This window comes from Janthinobacterium aestuarii, assembly GCF_046113285.1.
Taxonomy (GTDB): Bacteria; Pseudomonadota; Gammaproteobacteria; order Burkholderiales; family Burkholderiaceae_D; genus Janthinobacterium.
Genome location: NZ_CP142524.1, coordinates 3,532,746 through 3,553,889, shown reverse-complemented (window position 1 = coordinate 3,553,889; position 21,144 = coordinate 3,532,746). Strand labels below are relative to the sequence as shown.

The following is a 21,144-nucleotide window of genomic DNA, read 5'->3' as shown; positions in this document are numbered from 1 at the left end:
ATTAACGATGTGAGACGCCGCCATCCGCCAGCCGTTCTCTTCTCCCTCTATTGCATTAATTGATTGTCATTAGGACATGTCATGAACAAGAACCTGTACCGCATCATCTTCAATAAACGCCGTGGCCAACTGATGGTCGTCGCTGAAAACGCTTCCTCGCAAGGCAAGGCGGCCAAAGGGGAAGGCAGCCTGGACAGCGGCGTATTTGAGGGCGATGGCGGTGGCGGGATCAATGGCAAGTTGCGGCCGCTGGCCTTGGCGATATTTGGCGCGTTGGGCATGGTGAGCTTTGTGGCGGGACCGGCCATGGGGCAGATCGTGGCCGATCCGAACGCGCCGGGCCGCCAGCGTCCGACCGTGGTGCAAAGCGCCAATGGCGTAACGCAGGTGAATATTCAGACGCCGAGCGCGGCCGGCGTGTCGCGCAACACTTACAGCCAGTTCGACGTGACGGCGAATGGCGCCATCCTCAACAACAGCCGCGGCAACGTGCAGACGCAGACGGGCGGCTGGGTGCAGGGCAATCCGTGGCTGGCGGGCGGCAGCGCGCGCGTGATCCTCAACGAAGTCAATTCTGCCAACCCGAGCCAGTTGCGCGGCTATGTCGAGGTGGCGGGCCAACGGGCCGAGGTCGTCATCGCCAACCCGGCCGGCGTGGCCGTCGATGGCGGCGGTTTTATTAACGCCAGCCGGGTGGTGTTGACGACGGGCACGCCTATCCTCAATGGCGGCAACCTGGACGGCTACATGGTGCAGCGCGGCGTGGTCAGCATCAACGGACGGGGCCTGGACACGTCGCTGAGCGACTACACGGCCATCCTGGCGCGCGCCGCGCAGATCAACGGCGGCATCTGGGCGCAGGAATTGAAAGTGGTGACGGGAACTAACCAGATCGATGCGGCGCATGGCGTGGCGGGCGCCGCGTCTGGCGCGGGCCCGGCCCCGGCGTTCGCGCTGGACGTGGCGCAGCTGGGCGGCATGTACGCGGGCAAGATTACCCTGATCGGCACGGAAGCGGGCTTGGGCGTGCGCAACGCGGGCGTGATGGCGGCGACGGCCGGCAACCTGGTGCTGCAATCGAATGGCTGGCTGAGCAACAGCGGCAATATCCAGTCCGCGGGCGCGGGCAGCCAGACCAGCATCGCCGTCACGGGCGACGTGGCCAACAGCGGCACCGTGTATGCGGGCGGCGACAGCCAGGTGCAGGCGCAGGGCAATATTGCCAACAGCGGCGTGATCGCGGCCCAGGGCAATGCCAAGGTGCAAGCCACGGGGGCGGCGGCGCGCATCGATGCCTCAACTGGCTCGGTGCTGGCGGCAGGCTTGAATCTGGACAATACCTTGGCTGCCAGCGGCAAGCTGAGCGTTTCTGCTGGCGATACCGTTGCCGTGCACGGCACGGCCGTGGCCGGCGGCGACAGTAGCCTGGCGGCACGCCAGCTGGATCTTGCTGGGGCGCAAGTGTCGGGCGGAAACGTCAGCCTGGGCGCCAGTGCCGGCGATCTCGACGCCAGCCGGGCACAGGTCAGTGCGCGCGAACGCCTGCAGCTGGACGCGGCGCGGACCGTGCGCAGCGATGCGGCGCAACTGACGGGACAGCAACTGGGCGTGAACGCGCACGACCTGTCGAACGTGGGCGGCCAGATCACGCAACTGGGCGCCGGCGACCTGGCGATTCAATTGCCGGGTAGCCTGGACAATACGCGCGGCGTCATCGCCACGAACAGCCAGGCCTTGCGCCTGCAAGCGGCCAGCCTGAGCAACCAGGACGGAACGATCCAGCATGCGGGCACAGGCGCGCTGGAAATCGGCGCAACGCAGATCAACTTGCAGCGCGGCAACATCCTCAGCAACGGCGCCATGGCGCTGAGCGGCGAACACATCGACCACCGCGATGCCCGCACGGTGGCGGGCCAGCTCAGCATCAACGCCGGCACCCTGGACAACCGGGGTGGCAGCCTGGCGCAGAGCGGCCAGGGCGCGACCGGCGTGCAGGTACGCGGTGCGCTGGACAACCGCGGCGGCGCGCTGGAGAGCAATGGCGCGTTGACTGTGCAGGCAAGCAATGTGCAAAACCAGAAGGGCCGCATCGTCTCAAGCACGGATCTGGCGCTGTCGACAGGCGCGCTGGACAACACGGAGGCGACCCTGGCGGCGGGCGGTACACTGCGCCTCGACAGTGGCGACGTCGACAATACGCGCGGCCAGATTCAGGCCGTGGGCGGCGATGCGGCACTGACGGTCGCAAAACTGAACAATACGGCCGGCAGCGTGTTTACCGGTGGCAACCTCGCCACCCGGGCCAGCGAAGTGGTCAACAGCGGCAACCTGTATGCGGCCGGCAGCCAAGCGCTGCAGGTGAGTGGCGCCGTCAGCAACAGCGGCGTCATCGCCGCCCAGGGTGACAACCGCATCGACGCCAGCCGCATCGACAGCACGGCCGGCAGCCTGCTGGGCGCCGGCATCCGCGCCGACGGCAGCCTGGCCGGCAGCGGCCAGCTGCAGCTGACGGCTGCGCAAGCGATCAGTGCGCATGGCCAAAACCTGGCTGCCGGCAAGACCAGCCTGCACGCTGCCGCCATCGACCTGAGCGGCAGCCAGACGGGCGGTGCGGCCATCGCGTTGAGCGCCAGCGCCGGCAATGTCGTCACCGATAACGCACTGGTGACGACCACCGGCCTGTTGTCCGTGGCGGCGGCCGGCAGCGGCCAGGCCCTGTCCAACGTGCGCGGCACCCTGAGCGCCGGCCAGTTGGATATCCAAACGGGATCGCTCGACAACCGCAGCGGCACCATCATCCAGACGGGAAATGGCGACACGGCATTGCAAGGCAGCACCCTGGATAACACGGGCGGGCGCATCGCCGTCAACAGCGCCAACCTAACGCTGCATGCCGACAAGGTGACTAACCGCGACGGCAGCATCGAGCACGCGGGCACCGGCAGCTTGCACATTGAGGCGGCCCGTTTCGATGACGAACGGGGCAAGGTGACGGGCAATGGGCTAGTTGATATCCAGGCGGAAACGATCGATCACCGTCATGCCGTCACATCGGGGCAGCAAGTAACAGTGCAAGCCAGCCAGCTGGACAACAGCGACGGCACCCTGCAGCAGACGGGGCCAGGACAGATGCGCGTGGATGTGGCGCAAACGCTGGACAATACGCGCGGCAACATCGCCGGCAATGGCAGCCTGCAAGTGCAGGCGGGCGTGCTGGACAACAGCAAGGGCCGCATCACCTCGGCTGCCTCGGCGGATATCGTCAGCAAAGGCGCGCTGAACAATGCGGACGGCGTGATTGCCGCCACGCAGGCGCTGCAGTTGACGGGTATCGGGTTTGATAACACGCGCGGTGTGTTGCAAGCAGACAATTTACGTCTGGATGCGGCGACCTTGCTGAACCAGCAGGGGACGGTGAGCGCTGGCACGGACCTGACGGCGCGCATCAGCGGCGACCTGGGCAATACCGGCCTGCTGTATGCGGGCCGCAACCAGCAACTGACGGTGGGCGACGTGTTGAACAACAGCGGTTCCATCTCCTCCGTTGGTAATACCAATGTATCTGCTGGCAAAGTGACCAGCAGCGGCTTGCTGGGCGCCGGCGTCAAGGCGGACGGCAGCCTGGGCACGGCGGGCGATCTGACCATCAATGCCGATGGTATCTTGCAGGCGAGCGGCCAGAACCTGGCGGCGGGAAATGCCGTGCTGACGGGCGAGGCCATTGATCTGTCGGGCAGCCAGACGGGTGCAGCGGATATCGGCATCACTGCGCGCGGTGGTGACGTGCTGACGAATAACGCCGTCGTCTCGGCCAGCAATCTGCTGGCCATCACGGCCAACGCGAACAACGCCCAGTTGCTGGTCAATACCCAGGGCCAGCTGGTGGCCGGTCAGTTGCAACTGAACGTGGCCAATCTGAACAACGCCAGCGGCGACATCGTGCAAACGGGCACGGGCGATACGATCATCACCACCGGCAAGCTGGACAACTCGACCGGCCGCATCGCCGTCAACAGCGCGAACTTGGCGCTGAACGCGACGGTGTTGACGAACGTCAATGGCAAGCTGGAGCACGCAGGTGCCGGTATCCTCGCTCTCAATGCGGGCCAGTTCGACAATCAATACGGCAAGATCACGGGCAATGGCAAGCTTGACATCACGGCGGCGGCTTTCGACCACCGCAATGCGACGACGGTGGCGAATCAGCTGAGCGTCAATGCCGGTACGCTGGACAACCGCCGCGGCAGCCTGGCGCAAACGGGCACGGGTTTGATGAGCCTCAATGCTGCTGGCTCGCTGGACAACACGGGTGGCAAGATCGAGGGCAATGGCGATGCGCTGGTGAAAGCTGGCACATTGTTGAACAACGCGGGCCGCCTCGTTGCGGCGCAGGATGCCGTATTGAACGTGGGCAGCCTGGACAATACGGAAGGAACCGTGGCGGCAGGGCGCAACCTGGCATTGACTGGTGGCGACATCGACAATACCAAGGGCCAGCTGCAAGCCGTGGCGGGCAACGCCACCATGAACGTGGCGAACTTGAACAATACGGCCGGCAGCGTGTTTGCCGGCGCCAATCTGAGCACCACGCTCGACGCCTTGAGCAACACAGGCAGTCTGTATGCGGCCGGCAATCAAACCCTGACCGCCAGCGGCGCCATCGTGAATACAGGCGTCATCGCGGCGCAGGGCAACACTAGCCTGACAGCCAATCGCCTCGACAGCCGTGCAAGCAGTCTGATTGGTGCGGGCATCAAGGCCGATGGCAGCTTGGGCACGGTTGGCGACTTGACGGTGAGCACCGCGCAAGCGCTGAATGCACACGGCCAGACCATGGCGGCGGGCAATGCCAACCTGACCGGCGCCACGCTCGATATCAGCGGGAGCCAGACCAGCGCCACCAACATCGACATGACGGCGACATTGGGCGAGGTCAGCACCAGCAAGGCCGTCGTTACGACGCCAGGTACGTTGAACATCACGACCAATGTCACTTTGCATAATGCGGAAGGTACTTTACAAGCGGGGCATCTCGACCTGTACGTGGGCAACCTGGACAACGCTAAGGGCACTGTCTTGCAGACGGGCACGGGCGACACGAGTATCGTCACCGGCAATCTGGACAACACAGCAGGACGCATTGCCGTCAACAGCAAGAGCCTGAACATCGATGCCGTCAGCGTCACCAACAAAGAAGGCAAGATCGAGCATGCGGGAACGGGGATCTTGAATCTGCAAGCTGGCATGCTGGACAACAGTAAGGGCCGCATCACGTCGGCCGCCTCGGCGGAGATCGTCAGCAAGGCGGCGCTGAACAATACGGATGGCGTGATGGCTGCAGCCGTCGACTTGCACGTCGGCGGCGTTACTCTCGACAACACGCGTGGCGTGTTGCAGGCGGACAATTTACGTCTGGATGCCGCTGCCTTGCTGAACCAGCAGGGCACGGTCAGCGCCGGCACGGACCTGACGGCAAAAGTGAGCGGTGATCTGAACAATGCCGGCCTACTGTATGCAGGCCGCAACCAGCAACTGACGGTCGGCGGTTTGCTGAACAACAGCGGTTCCATCGCCTCCGTTGGCAATACCAGTATTTCTTCTGGCAAAGTGACCAGCAGCGGCCTGCTGGGCGCGGGCATCAAAGCCGATGGCAGCCTGGGCACGGCGGGCGAATTGACCATCAATGCCGATGGCGTCTTGCAGGCGAGCGGGCAGAATCTGGCGGCGGGCAGTGCCGCGCTGGCGGGCGCCAACGTGGACCTGTCGGGTAGTCAGACGGGTGCAGCGAACATCACCATCACCGCGCGCGGCGGCGACGTGCTGGCGAACAAGGCAGTTATTTCAGCCAGCAATGTACTGGCCATCACAGCCAATGCGAATAACGCCCAGTCGCTGACCAACAACCAGGGCCAGCTGGTGGCCGGTCAGTTGCAGATGAACGTCGCCAATCTGAACAACGCCAGCGGCGACATCGTACAGACGGGCACCGGCGACACCGTCATTACCACAGGCAAACTGGACAACACGAGTGGCCGCATCGCCGTGAATAGCGCTAACCTGGCCCTGAACGCGACGGTGTTGACGAACATCAATGGCAAGCTGGAGCACGCAGGCGCCGGCATCCTGGCCATCAACGCGGGCCAGTTCCTGAATCAATCGGGCAAGATCACGGGCAATGGCAAGCTCGATATCACGGCGACCACCCTGGATCATCGCAACGCCACGACCGTGGCAAATCAGCTGACGGTCAACGCCGGCAGCCTAGATAACCGTGCCGGCAGCCTGGCGCAGACGGGCACGGGCTTGATGACGGTAACGGCCACGGGCCAGATCGACAACACGGGCGGCAAGATCGAGGGTAACGGTGATGCGCTGGTCAAAGCACAGGTATTGCTGAACAGCACGGGCCGCATCGTGGCGACGCAGGATGCCACATTGAACGTGGGCAGCCTGGACAATACGGAAGGCACCGTGGCGGCAGGCCGTAACTTGGCATTGACAGGTGGCGACATCGACAACACCAAGGGGCAATTGCAAGCCGTGGCGGGCAACGCCATTCTGAACGTCGGCAAACTCAACAACACAGCCGGCAGCGTGTTTGCCGCCGGCAATCTGACCACCACGCTCGATACCTTGAGCAATACGGGCAGCCTGTATGCGGCCGGCAACCAGACCCTGAACGCCAGCGGCGCCATCGTCAATACAGGCGTGATCGCGGCGCAGGGCAATACCAGCATCACGGCAAAAACCCTCGACAGCAGCGCAAGCAGCTTGATCGGTGCGGGTATCCAGGCCGATGGCAAGTTGGGCACGTCGGGCAATCTGACAATCAGCACCACTCAGGATCTTGCTGCACACGGCCAGACACTGGCCGCAGGCAATGCCAACCTGACCGGTGCCACGCTCGATATCGGCGGTAGCCAGACCAGCGCCGCCAATATCGACCTGACGGCAACACAGGGCGATGTCAGCACGATCAAGGCGGTGGTAACGACGCCTGGCGCGCTCAACATCACGACCAGTGCCACCCTGCACAACACGGAAGGCACGGTGCAGGCAGGCCAGCTCGACCTGCATGTGGGCAATCTGGACAACGCCAAGGGTACGGTGTTGCAGACGGGTACGGGCGACACGACCATCGTTACCGGTAATCTGAACAATACGGCTGGCCGCATCGCCGTCAACAGCACAAACTTGAATATCGATGCTGTCAGTGCCATCAACAAGGAAGGCAAGATCGAGCATGCCGGCACGGGGACATTGAATCTGCAGGCGGGCGTGCTGGACAACAGCAAGGGCCGTATCACGTCCGCCGCCTCGGCGGAGATCGTCAGCAAGGGTGTACTGAACAATACGGACGGCGTCATTGCCGCGACTGCCGACTTGCACGTTGGCGGCGTGAATATCGACAACACGCGCGGCGTGTTGCAAGCAGACAATTTACGTCTGGATGCGGCGACCTTGCTGAACCAGCAGGGCACGGTCAGCGCCGGCACGGACCTGACGGCGAAAGTGAGCGGTGACCTGAACAATGCCGGCTTGCTGTATGCAGGCCGCAATCAGCAACTGACGGTGGGTGGCTTGCTGAACAACAGCGGCTCCATTGCCTCCGTGAATAACACGACGATTTCCGCTGGCAAAGTGACCAGCAGCGGCCTGCTGGGTGCAGGCATCAAAGCGGACGGTAGCCTGGGGACGGCAGGTGATCTGACCATCAAAGCCGATGGCGTCTTGCAGGCGAGCGGACAGAACCTGGCGGCGGGCAGTGCGATGCTGACGGGCGCCAATGTGGACCTGTCGGGCAGCCAGACGGGCGCGGAAAACATCGTCATCACGGCAAATACTGGCGATGTAGTGACGAACAAGGCGGTGATTTCCGCCAGCAATCTGCTGTCCATTACCGCCAACGTGAACAATGGCCAGTCACTGGTGAACAGCCAGGGCCAGCTCGTGGCGGGCCAGTTGCAACTGAACGTCGCCAACCTGGACAACGCCAGCGGCGAGATTGTGCAGACTGGCACGGGCGACACCGTCATCACCACGGGCAAGCTGGACAACACGAGTGGCCGCATCGCCGTGAATAGCGCCAACCTGGCCCTCAACGCGACGGTGTTGACGAACATCAATGGCAAGCTGGAGCACGCAGGTGCCGGCATTCTGGCCATCCACGCGGGCCAGTTCAACAACCAGCACGGCAAGATCACGGGCAATGGCAAGCTTGATATCACGGCAACCACACTGGATCATCGCAATGCGACGACGGTGGCCAATCAGCTGACCGTCAATGCCGGTACGCTGGATAACCGCAGCGGCAGCCTGGCACAGACGGGCACGGGCTTGATGACGGTCGCGGCCACGGGCCAGCTCGACAATACGGACGGCAAGATAGAGGGCAATGGCGATGCGCTGGTGAAAGCCACAACCTTATTGAACAAAACGGGCCGCATCGTGGCTGCACAGGATGCCACATTGAACGTCGGCAGCCTGGACAATACCGAAGGAACCGTGGCGGCAGGCCGTCATCTTGAGCTTTCCGGCGGGGATGTCAATAATGCCAAGGGCCAATTGCAAGCAGTGGCCGGCAATGCGACCTTGACTGTTGGTAATATGAAAAACGCGACAGGCAGCGTGTTTGCCGGCGGCAACCTGAACGCTACGCTCGACACCTTGAGCAACAGCGGCAGCCTGTACGCGGCCGGCAATCAAACCCTGAACGCCAGCGGCGCCATCGTGAACACGGGCGTCATCGCGGCACAGGGCAACACCAGCCTGACAGCCAACAGCCTCGACAGCAGCGCAAGCAGCCTGATCGGCGCGGGCATGCAGGCCGATGGCAAGCTGGGCGCGGCTGGCGACCTGACGATCCATGCCGCGCAAACGCTGGCCGCGCATGGTCAAAATCTGGCGGCGGGCAAGGCGGCCCTGACGGGCGCCAGCGTAGACTTGTCTGGCAGCCAGACCAGCGCGACCGGCATTGCGTTGACGGCAACGGCGGGCGACGTCAGCACACATCAAGCCGTGGTCAGCACGCCGGGCGCCTTGACGATCCATGCGCAAGATACCTTGCGCAATACGGAAGGGCAACTCAGTGCCGGCCAACTCGATCTGCACCTGGGTAACCTGGATAACACCAAAGGCACCGTGATCCAGACGGGCACGGGCGATACCGTCATCCAGACAAGCAAACTGGACAACAGCGCCGGGCGCATCGCCGTCAATAGCGCCAATCTGACTCTGGGCGCGGCCAGCTTGACGAACGCGGGCGGCAAGATCGAGCATGCCGGCAGCGGTACCCTGGCCATCACGGCGGCCACCTTGCAGGGCGCCGGCGGCAGCATCATCGGCAATGGCGCCGTCGATCTCCAGGCCGGCATGCTTGACCATGCCAACGCGACCACCACGGGACGCGCCCTGAGCGTGCAGGCCGACAGCCTGAGCAACCGAGGCGGCCATTTGTTGCAGACGGGCGCGGGCGGCATGACGGTCGCTGTCACGGGGCAGCTCGATAATACGAGTGGGGAAATCGCCGGCAACGGCGTGTTGTCAGTGCAGACCGGTAGCCTGGACAACAGCAAGGGCAAGATCACCTCGGCAACGTCTGCCGACATCGTCAGCACTGGCGCACTCGTCAATACCGACGGCGTGATCGCGGCGGCGACTGATCTGCACCTGGGCGGTGCCATCGACAATACGCGCGGCTTGTTGCAGGCGGGGACAGGTGCCTTGAGCCTGGATGCGGCCAGTTTGCGCAATGCGCAGGGCACGCTCAGCGCGGGCACGGATATCACGGCCAAAGTCAGCGGCGATGTGCTCAATGCGGGCGTGCTGTATGCGGGGCGCAACCAGACCTTGGACATCGGCGGCTTGCTGAGCAATACAGGTAGCCTCGCCGCCCTGGGCAATACGACGATCACGGCGGGTAGTCTGAGCGGTAATGGATTGCTGGCGGCAGGCATGCGCGCCGATGGCAGCTTTGCCTCGGCCGGTGACCTGACGGTGACGGCCCGTGGCGCCTTGCAGGCCGCTGGCCAGAGCATGGCGGCGGGCCAGTTGCAACTGACGGGCGCATCGGTTGACGTGGGCGGCAGCCAGAGCAGCGCTGCCAACATCGGCTTGACGGCCTTGGCGGGCAATGTGACGACCAGTAAGGCGGTCGTGTCGACCAATGGCTTGCTGGCCATCACGGCGAATGCTACCAACGGGCAGGCACTGGTGAACCAGGGCGGCAGTCTGAGCGCCGGGCAGCTGGCCTTGCGCGTTGCCAACCTGGACAATACCAAGGGGACCTTGATACAGACGGGTGCTGGCGATACGGTCATCGAAACGGGCAAGCTGGACAATACGGGCGGGCGCATCGCCGTCAACAGCGCCAATCTGCGCCTGCAGGTGGGCGACCTGACGAATGTGGATGGCAAGATCGAACATGCGGGCAAGGGTATGCTGGACATCCGCGCCACGAATCTGTACGGCCAGCGTGGCCAGCTCACGGGAAATGGTGCATTGGGCGTGGCGGCCAATTACATCGATCACCGCAACGCCAGCCTGCTGGCGCAGCAGGTGAGCGTCTCTGCCGGCATCCTCGACAATCGCCAGGGACAGATCACGCAGCTGGGCACGAGTGCGGCAACAGTGCTGGCCAGCACGCGCCTGGACAATAGCGGCGGCAAGATCGAAGCGAATGGCAATGTGCGCGTGGAAACGGGCGAGTTGCTGAACGATCACGGCCGTATTGCGTCCGCGCAGGACGTCAATGTGGCGGCGACGGGCAAGCTGGACAATACCAGCGGCGTGATCATTGCCGGGCGCGACCTGACCGTGGCTGGCGGCAAGGTGGACAACACTCTGGGCCAGCTGCAAGCGGCGGGCGGCAATGCGCAATTGACGATGGACGAGCTGCTCAATGCACAGGGCAGCATCGTTGCCAGCGGCAATCTGACGACCACGGCGGGCAGCGTGCGCAACAGCGGCAGCCTGTTTGCCGGCGCAGAACAGGTGCTGACCGTTACGGGCGCGCTGGAGAATACCGGCGTGATCCTGGCCCAGGGCAACAATATGATCAGTGCTAATAGCGTCAACAGCGGCGCGGCCAGCCTGATCGGCGCGGGCGTGAAAGCCGATGGCAGCCTGCAGACGAGCGGCAACTTACACGTGACGGCGCAGCAGGCGCTGGGCGCCCATGGCCAGGTATTGGCGGCAGGCAATGCCGTCCTGAGCGGCGGCAGCGTCGACCTCGGCGGCAGCCGCAGCAGCGCCGGCAATATCAGCCTGACGGCGACAACAGGCGACGTCAGCACCAGCGGCGCCGTGGTCACCACGCCGGGTGCCTTGACGATTACATCTGGACAGGCTGGCTGGAACAATCAGCGCGGCGATATCAGCGCCGGCCAGCTGGCTGTTGGCGTGGCCAACCTGAACAACCAGCAAGGCAGCATCGTGCAAACAGGCACGGGCAATACCGCCATCGAACTGACGGTGCCGGTTGGCGTGCTGGACAACACTGGTGGCCGTATCGCCGTCAACAGCGCCAACCTGAGCCTGAAGGCAGGCACGTTGACGAACACGGATGGCAAGATCGAACATGCTGGCAGCGGCACCTTGAACCTGCAAGCGAACCAGCTGAACGACCAGCGCGGACAGATCACGGGCAATGGCGCGCTGGTCGTCACAGCCAATGTCATCGACCACCGCAACGCCAGCACCATCGCGCAGCAAGTGAGCGTGACGGGTAGCACTCTGGACAATGCCGGCGGCAACCTGACGCAGCTGGGCAAAGGCGATACCAGTATTCAACTGACGACCAGTCTGGACAATCACGGCGGCACGATCGCCAGCAATGGCAACACGACGATTGTTGCACCGAGCCTCAACAACCAGGGCGGCAAGCTGCAGGCGGCCGCTACCGCCAACCTGACGGTGACGGCAAACAACGTGCTGGACAATAGCCGTGGCGGCGCCATTGCCGGTGGCGGCAATGTCGTGCTGGGTGCAGGAAATCTGCTGAACCAGGGCGGCAGCGCCACGGCGGGCGGGCAGCTGACGGCCAACGTGGCGCAGGCATTCAACAATGCGGGCGGCTTGCTGGCCGCCACGGGCAACATGAGCGTGAACGCGGCCAGCGTCGACAACAGCGCCGGCGGCAAGCTGGCCTCGGTGCAAGGCCAGTTGCAGGTGATCTCTACAGGCGCGACCATCAACAATGGCGGCACCCTGCAAGCGGGTGGCGACATCATCTTGCGCAACGGCGGCCTGTCGAACGTGCAGGGGACCATTGCGGGCGCGAACGTCACGCTCGACACGCGTGGCCAGCTCTTCAACAACACGCAGGGCACCCTGGCGGGCACGGGAACCGTCAACTTGCAGACGGGCATCCTGAACAACGATGGCGGCTTGCTGCAGTCGGGCGGCGCCATGAGCATCGATACGCACGGCAACGCTTTACTCAACACCAATGCGGGCGCGTATGCCGTGGGCCATCCCGGCAGTGCTGGCGGCATCAGCAGCGGCGCCGGCCTCAGCCTGCAAACGGGCAGCTGGAACAATGCGGGCGGCTACCTGGGCGCGGTCGGCAACATCACGGGCAGCGTGGGCCAGCTGGACAACCGTGGCGGCCAGGTCGTCGGCAAGTCGGCGCTGGACCTGGCCCTGAGCGGCTTGCAGAACCAGGGCGGGCAAATCCAGGTGCTGGGCAATATCGGCTTGAACGCCGGTGGCGGCAGTGTGAATAATCAGCAAGGCTTGATCCGCTCCGGCGCCGCCGTCACGCTGACGGGCGGCGCAATCGACAATGCCAGCACCCTGGGCGCCAACCAGGGCATCGAAGGCGTGCATGTGACTTTGAACAGCGCCAATGTCAGCAATGTACAGGGCGCGGTGCGCGCCGATGGCAACCTGGCGATCAACAGCGCGGGCAGCGTCAACAATACCTTGGGCATGCTCAGCGCCGGTGGCGCGCTGACGCTGCACGATACCGGTCCTGGCCGTGGACTGGCCGTGACCAACTCGGGCGGCACCATCATCGGCGGCCAGCGCACCGATATCCGTGCAGGCAGCCTGAGCGGCGACGGTAAGGTGCTGTCACAGAAGGATCTGGCGCTGGACTTGGCCGGCAACTTTACGCTGAACGCGGGCGCCGAGATCATGGCCAACGGCAATGCGGATATCACCATCGGTGGGCAGCTGGCCAATGCCGGCAAGATCCAGGCGCTCAGCATGCTGACCCTGGGCGCGGCCAATTTCGACAATACGAGCACGGGCGACATCAACGCAGGCACCACGCGCGTCAACGTCGGCGGCGTATTGAACAACCGCGGCGTGATCGACGGCATCAGCACGCAACTGAACGTCGGCACGCTGAACAACGTGGGCACGGGCCGCATCTATGGCGACCATGTGAGCATCGGTGGCGGTACCGTCAACAATGACGTGGAAGGCGGCGTGGCGGCCACCATCGCGGCGCGCGAGCGGCTCGATATCGGCGTAACGACACTCAATAACCGCGAACACGGCCTGATCTTCAGCGGCGGCGACATGGCCATCGGCGGCTACCTGGACGGCAATCGCATTGCCACGGGCTGGGCTGGCTCGGTGACGAATGCCAGTGCGACGATCGAGGCGTTGGGGAGTGTTGATCTGGCGGCAGGCCAAGTGAACGTGATCAATAACCATCTGGTATTCAATGCTGGACGGGAAACGACAGAAACAATATCCGAGTATCAGATACATGGTTCCCCAAATACGTATCGCGAAGGCACTCAAGGGTTAAAAATTGTTATGAGTGTGCACCAACCCGACGAGCTATCGACTATGGAGACCCCAGACGGTGCGAAATCAGCAGATTTCTACCATCGGCAATTTACTCGAACTACTTATGAAAGTGCGGTAGTTAGCTCGGATCCAGGACGAATTATCGCCAGCAACAAATTAAAAATAAATTCAAATTATGTATTAAATGACAACAGTCATATTATTGCTGGTGGCGAATTGGATATGAATCGTGCAATTTTGCATAACAAAACGACGCGGGGCGATAAGATTGTTCGTGAGAAGGGTACCACTTTCTTTTTCAGACTTGAACAATATCGACCTGGGGTGCCGTGGACTCACTATGGTTTTATGCCAATTGATACAACTGAGAGTTTTCCATCGGCCAATATAGATACTGCCCGCAATGAGCAATTTACGGCGCCGGGGGGGCAGGGTACCCGGCCTGCCAATGTGGCAGCAACTGGAGTCCGCACTGGGGCCGAGCAAATAGGAAATACCTCTGCGAGTTTCAATACATCAACTGTTGTTTTGGGCTCGGTCGGTGTGGGTAGCTCTAGCAATGTGAGCGGCAAGGAAATTGCTCACGTCAATGGGGGGAGCACTATTCAGAAGACTGACCGCGCTGGCAATTCAGCCCCCGATGCGGTCGTTGGTATCGCTCTAGCCAGCCAGCTGAATGGTGCAAAAGGTGTCGCCGCCGATACTGGCTCTGAATTGAATCATGCGTCGACTATAGCGGCAGGTCCTGTTGCAGGACAAAGCGCAGCGTTGGTATCCGATAGTAAAGGTATGACTGGCAGCGCACGTACCGGTGATGCGGCCCGTACTGTTGCCGTTGACACAGTGTCCGGCGCTCACGTTGATGCGGCCAGCGGTGCTGGCCAGCCTAGCGCAGGCGTTGATGCGGCCTTGCTGTCTCGCTCGTCTGTAGGATCGGTCACGGCCGTGTCGGGTGGCAATGGACCCGGCGGCGCGGCTCATGGTGGCGTCCTTGGCAAGGCTGGAGAGGTCGGGACGGTGAATTCTGCCCATTTGAGTGGCATTGCCGGCAGCCATGCCAGCTTGCATACGGGCCTCGTTCCCGTCGCCGGGGCTGGCATTGCGGCAGATCAAGTGCAGGGCAAGGGCGGGCCGGGCGGTATTGCCGATGCCGGCGCGCTTGGCCGGGCAGGCGAGATCGCAACGCTGGCGTCGGCTGCGCTGGCGGGTGTCAACGGCGTACAAGCAAGCGCCGCAACCGGATTGAACCCGCTGCAAGACGTGGCAATCGCTGCCTCGACAGGCAGTGCTGCAAACGCAGGCGCTGTCAGCGGCGCGGGACAGGTGCGCATGAATGGCATTACCCAAGTGAAACTGGGGAATCCTTCCACTCGTGCGCAAGTGGTGCGAACCACTGGTTCATCGCTGCAGATTCCGAATGCCAGCTTGTATAAAGTGAGCTCCGCGCCATCGTCCCGCTATCTGGTGGAAACGGATACCCGCTTTGCCAGCTATCGCGAATGGACGGGTTCCGACTATCTGCTCAACCAGGTAAAAAGCGATCCATCCGTGACGCAAAAGCGCCTCGGCGATGGATTCTATGAGCAACGCCTGGTGCGCGAACAAGTCGCAGAGCTGACGGGACAGCGTTTCGTCGGCGATTACAGCAACGACGAACAGCAGTACAAGGCCTTGATGGATCAAGGCATTGCGTTTTCCAAACAATGGGATCTTCGTCCAGGTATTGCGTTGACAGCGGAGCAAATGGCGGGGCTAACCAGCGATATTGTCTGGCTCGTTGAGCAGGACGTCGTGCTGGCCGACGGCAGCACGCAAAAAGTGCTGGCGCCGCAAGTGTATGTGCGCGTGCGTGAGGGCGACATTGATGGCCAGGGCGGATTATTGGCCGGCAAGGAGGTCAATCTGAATCTCGAAGGCGATTTGACCAATAGCGGTACGATTGCCGGACGCACGATCGTCAAGCTGAATGCGGAAAATATCGACAACCTGGGCGGGCGCATTACTGGCGACGCCATTTCCGCCCATGCCAGGAATGACCTGAACAACATCAGCGGCACCATTTCCGCCAATAGCGAGCTGCAAGTCAGTGCGGGCCGGGATATCAACGTGAAGACGTCCACGCTGGCGTCCAGCGGCAGCGATGGCAAAAACAGCATCAGTCGCACCAGCCTGGATAACCTTGCAGGCCTCTATGTCACTGGCAATGGATCGGCTGGCAGCGGCAATTTGCTGTTATCTGCCGGGCGCGACGTGACTATCGCGGGCGCTTCCGTCGTGAATACGGATGCCGGTGGCGGCATTGGCATCGCAGCCGGCCGTGATATTGCCGTCACGACGGTGAGCAGCGGTAGTGAGTTCACGTTGGCGGGTCCTGGGCAGCGGCATATGACCGACACGTCCAGCAAAGAAACCGCCAGTACTATTTCATCTGCCGGCGATATTCGCCTGAGTGCTGGTGACGATATCCAGCTGAAAGCGGCAAATGTCCAGGCAGCGGAAACGTTGCAGCTATCTGCGGAACGCAATATCGACATTTCTACTGCACGGGATACAGAAACGCGTCAAAGCTGGTATGGCAGTAGCTCGACCAAGAGTGCTACCCAAGGCAGCGAGCTGGGTGGCAAGCAGGTTGTCATGCTGGCCGGCAATGATATCAATAATGCTGGCGGCCAGGTGATCGCGACAGACAAGCTTATCGCAAGCGCCGGACGAGACATCAACATCGTCACGACCACTGTCAGCAATGCCAGCAAGAAAGGGATGGGCAATAGCGAAACCAGTACCGTCGTCGACAAGGTGGCGGGCCTGTATGTGACTGGCACGGGTGAAGGCAATACGCTGATCGCCCAGGCTGGGCGTGATTTGACGCTGACCGGTGGCGTCATCGCCAATGCCGGCGTGAATGGCCAGACTAGCTTGGTCGCAGGCAATAACCTGACTCTCAATACCGTCACCGTCGCCTCGACCCACGACGAAGTGCGCAACGCGGACAATTACCGCAAAGAAAGCAAGACAGGCGAAGTGGGCAGCCAGATCATGGGCGCCGGCAATGTCAATTTGCAGGCGGGCCATGACCTGCTGGCGCGCGCGGCGGACGTGCAGGGGGGCGGGGCGCTGGGTCTGGTGGCGGGCAATGACATCAGCCTGGTCAATGGTTTCCAGAACGAAGTGAGCGATATCGCCAGCAAATCGACGAAGAAGGGCTTCTGGAACAAGACCACGACGACCAAGCACGACGTGGTCGACACGACCACGGCGATCGGCACTTCGCTGGGCGGCAGCAGCGTGACAGTGCAGGCGGGTCACGATCTGCAAGTCACCGGTTCGAGTATCTTGAGCGACGAGGCGACGCGATTACTCGCGGGTAATAACATCACGATCGACGCGGCCACCAATACCGTGTACGAGCTGCATCATTCCAGCACCAAGAAAAGCGGCTTCATGAGCAGCGGCGGCATCGGCTTCAGCTATGGCACCAAGACCACGACCGTGGACCAGGAGCGGGACGCCACCTTGCAAAGCGGCGAGGCGCGCAGCTCGATCGGCGCCACGGGAGGTGCGGTGACGATGGTTGCCGGCAATAACGTGGCGATAGGCGGCAGCGATATTCTTGCCGCCACCGATCTCGACATCATCGGCAAGAGCGTTACCATCAAGCCGGGGCAGGATAATGAGAAGGGCAAGTTCGAAGTCAAGACGACGCAGGATGGCTTGACCCTGGCCCTGGGCGGCAGCGTGATCAGCGCCATCCAGACGCTGCAAACCATGAGTTCCGCGGCCAGCACGGCCAAGGATGGCCGCGTCACAGCCATGGCGGCGGCGACCACGGCGATGGCGGCGAATGGTGCGGCCAAGGACATGATGAAGGAAGGCGGGCCAAGTATCAGCATCAGCCTGACGGCGGGCCATTCGGAGAGTATACAGACGCAAACGACGGCGAGCACCACGCATAGCGGCAGCGTGCTGACGGGTAACAATATCAACATCACGGCCTTGGGCGGCGGCAAGGATAGCAATATCACCATCCTGGGCAGCGACCTGAACGCGAAGAACGATATCCGGCTGCATGCCGATAACAATGTCAACTTGCTGGCGGCGCAGGATACGGAAAGCCAGCACAGCAAGAGTTCGAGTATCAGCGCTTCGGTAGGCGTGAAGGCCATTGTGAGCACACAGGGCATGTCGGCCGGTTTCACTGCCAGCGTCAGCGGCAGCAAGGGACACGAGGATGGCGATGGCACGACGCAGCTCAATACGCATGTAAATGCGGGCGACAAGCTGATCATCAGCAGCGGTGGCGACACCAACATCAAGGGTGCAGTAGCTAGTGCCAACCAGGTCATTGCCGACATCAAGGGTAATTTGAACCTGGAAAGCTTGCAAGACCTGGCCAAGTTCGACAGCAAGAGCCAGAGCATGTCCGCCAGCGGTACCGTGGGCTTTGGCGCCAGCGTCAGCGGCAGCTATAGCCAGAGCAAGATGCACAACGACTACGCCAGCGTGCAGGAGCAAAGCGGCATCAAGGCGGGCAATGGCGGCTTCCAGATCAAGGTGGGCGGCAACACGGACTTGAAAGGCGCCGTCATCAGCGCCACGGAGGCAGGCAAGCTGGACAGCAGCCTGATTACGTCGACTTTGACGCATAGCGATATCGCCAATCATGCGATATCGAAGGGCAGCAGCGTGGGGGTGTCGGGTGGCATGTCCTTTGCTGGCACGGGAACACGAAATGAGAACCTGACGGATGTCGCTGGCAAAAAAGATGCTACGACAGTGGGCCTGCCAGCTATCGTTTCCCTTAGCGAAAACTCCACCAGCACGACCCGCAGCGGCATCAGCGGCGGCACAATCGTCATCACCGACGATGCGGCTCAGCGCGCGGCGATGGGCAAGGGGGCGGATGAAGCTATTGCGGGTGTGAACCGCGATGTGACGACTGGGGTAGATTCCAGTGGGAAGATTGGCAACAACTTTGACAAGGCAGCGCTGCAGGCGACGATGGAGGTGAGCAAGGAGTTCGTCAAGGCGGCGGCACCGTTGGCGGCCGGAGTCGTAGGAAACATAGGAAAATCCAAACAGGACGCTGCCGACGTGGCGAGTTCAATGTATGAGGAAAGCGCTAAGGCCGCACGGAATAGTGGCGATGCGGAGAAGGCCAGTTACTACGATGCATTGGCAAAACAAGCTAAAGACACAGCTGAATCATGGGGGGACAACGGCTTTAACCGCATTGCTTTGCATGCCGCCGCGCAAGGGCTTATCGGTGGACTCTCGAACGGGGCAGGCGGCGCATTGAGTGGCGTTGGTGGAGTTGTCGGGGGGAACTGGGGCCAACAACTGGGTCACAGTCTCGGCGAAGCGGAAGCGAATAAGCAGGATTTGAAGGGGGAGGAACGTAAAGAGTTCATCAATACCTATCAGCAAACGTTGGCAAGTATTGGCGGCGCACTTGGGGGAGTTGCTGCCTCCGGTGCGTCAGGACAAGGCGGGAACAATCTGCTGTCAGGTATGGCCCAAGGTAGCATTACGGCTACAACGGTTGATGTCTACAACAGGCAACTGCACGATAATGAGAAGGCACGGATCAAGCAGTTGGCTGGTAATGATGCTGCAAAAGAAGCAAGGTTGACTGCGGCAGCTTGTGCGGCGGTAAAATGCTATGCGGAATATCCTGTAGATAGTGATATCTATAAAAAACTTAAGCAGCTGGCCGACATCGGTGACAGTCCGTCGCTCAGTAGTGAGCGTCAATTGTTGGCGAAACAGACCGGGCAATTTCAGTATACGACTGATGGATTCTTTAGCAATAAAAATTCCGATGCTGTAAAACAGATTAATAATACCTATCAGATTAGTACGCGTACCTTTGGTGCAGGGCAGATGGTGCTGGGCGGGATCGGCGTCGCAGGAAGCGTCGTTACGGCCCCAGCATCCTGTGTGACTGGTGTAGGCTGTGTGGCCAATTTGTTCGTGGGTACAGTAAGTCTCGACGCGGCCTATGCGGGGTCGAAACAGCTTATTTCTGGCAAGTCGGAAAATACCTTCATGAACCAAGGTTTGCAGGGGCTTGGAATGTCCTCGCAAGCGGCTAGCCTTGTTGAAATGGCGTTGGGGGTTGGCTCTGCAGCAACTGCATTAAAGGTTGCGAATAGGTCAGTTGATCAAGCGATTGCACTAAGTAAGCTTAGTTCGACGGGCGGGCAGAGTGTTGTAGCTGGTACCCAAAAAAGCACGCCAACAACTGCGGAAATTCCGACATCGTTGCGGCCTTTGGCAAACGGGCCCACAGAGGAGCAACTTAAGGCAGCTAATTTGGCGGCTAAAGAACTTCAAGCCGGGAAGAACTTGCCGGGGGTATCGAAAATAGTAGGTGAGACAAATAGTGCAGAGATTATTGGCGCGGCAAATGGATTGGGGCGACCCAATTTGATTAACCCGGGCGGCCGTATGGATAACTGTACGGCGTGTGTTACTGCCAATATATCCAATAAGATTGAAGGTCGAGCTATTGATAATTTAATGACTGCTCAGCAGGTTGAGGCGAAGTGGGGAAACACCGGTGCGAACATGAACTTGTCCGAAGCTCAGTCACTTGCATACGTGGAACGTGCTACGGGCACTGTTGGATTTAAGACCCCAATGCTGGCGCCGGACGCCCCAGTCGGGCATTATAGTGTGTTTGGTACTTCTATTGAAAATGGACGTGGCCATATTATGTATGGTCAAGTCTTGCCAGATGGGAGGGCATATTTCTACGACCCTCAGATCGGGGGCGGAACTAAGACCTATGATTACCTGAGTACTATTTATAAAAACATGCGAACTTACCATATGGGGCCAGAATGAGGCATTGCGAGATGTGCGGGGCAACAATCCCGCAGGGTGAAAATATATGTGGAAATTGTGGCGGAATTTTTTCAGAAGACGACTCTGGAACAGATCGTATAATTGGCAATCCTGACTGGGGGAGAATTAGCATCGACTTGGAATCAATCCGAGGTGATATAACTGATCTTTTTGCGAAGATTAAGGATTGTTGGCTAGAATTGGAACTACGATCTGCTCAGCGATTGTTCAGCGGTCAGTTAGTCAATCGTGAGGTGCCGGTATCAGATATTGATCTTTATGGCCCTCACGAATCGTTTGCGCGGCTTGCAGATGTCTTGAAGGTTGCAGGGGAAGAGCCATCAATCATTGAATTTCATTCGCTGCCTTATGATGAAATTTATAAGTTGCGGGACATTGAAGGAAAAGCGGATGGAGCGGTTACTTAGAGGGTGTAGACAAAATCAATATTGGGGCGGGGTCATGTCCGGCATTTGTACACGATCTCAGCCTTGGCCGTCTCGATCTGCGGCAAGTTGTGCTTTAGTAAATGCC

Annotated in this window: 2 protein-coding genes; both read left to right on the top strand. The window is 61.0% G+C overall.

Going from position 1 to position 21,144, the window contains the following annotated elements; genetic code table 11:
• Nucleotides 1-81 precede the first annotated feature (81 nt).
• Nucleotides 82-20,610, top strand: coding sequence for a two-partner secretion domain-containing protein (locus tag OX462_RS15825; protein ID WP_409026526.1), 20,529 nt, complete (start codon nt 82-84; stop codon nt 20,608-20,610).
• A gap of 11 nt (nt 20,611-20,621) precedes the next feature.
• The gene (locus OX462_RS15820; RefSeq protein ID WP_409026525.1) at nt 20,622-21,038 is read left to right on the top strand and encodes a hypothetical protein; all 417 of its coding nucleotides are present in this window, start codon (nt 20,622-20,624) and stop codon (nt 21,036-21,038) included.
• Nucleotides 21,039-21,144 lie beyond the last annotated feature (106 nt).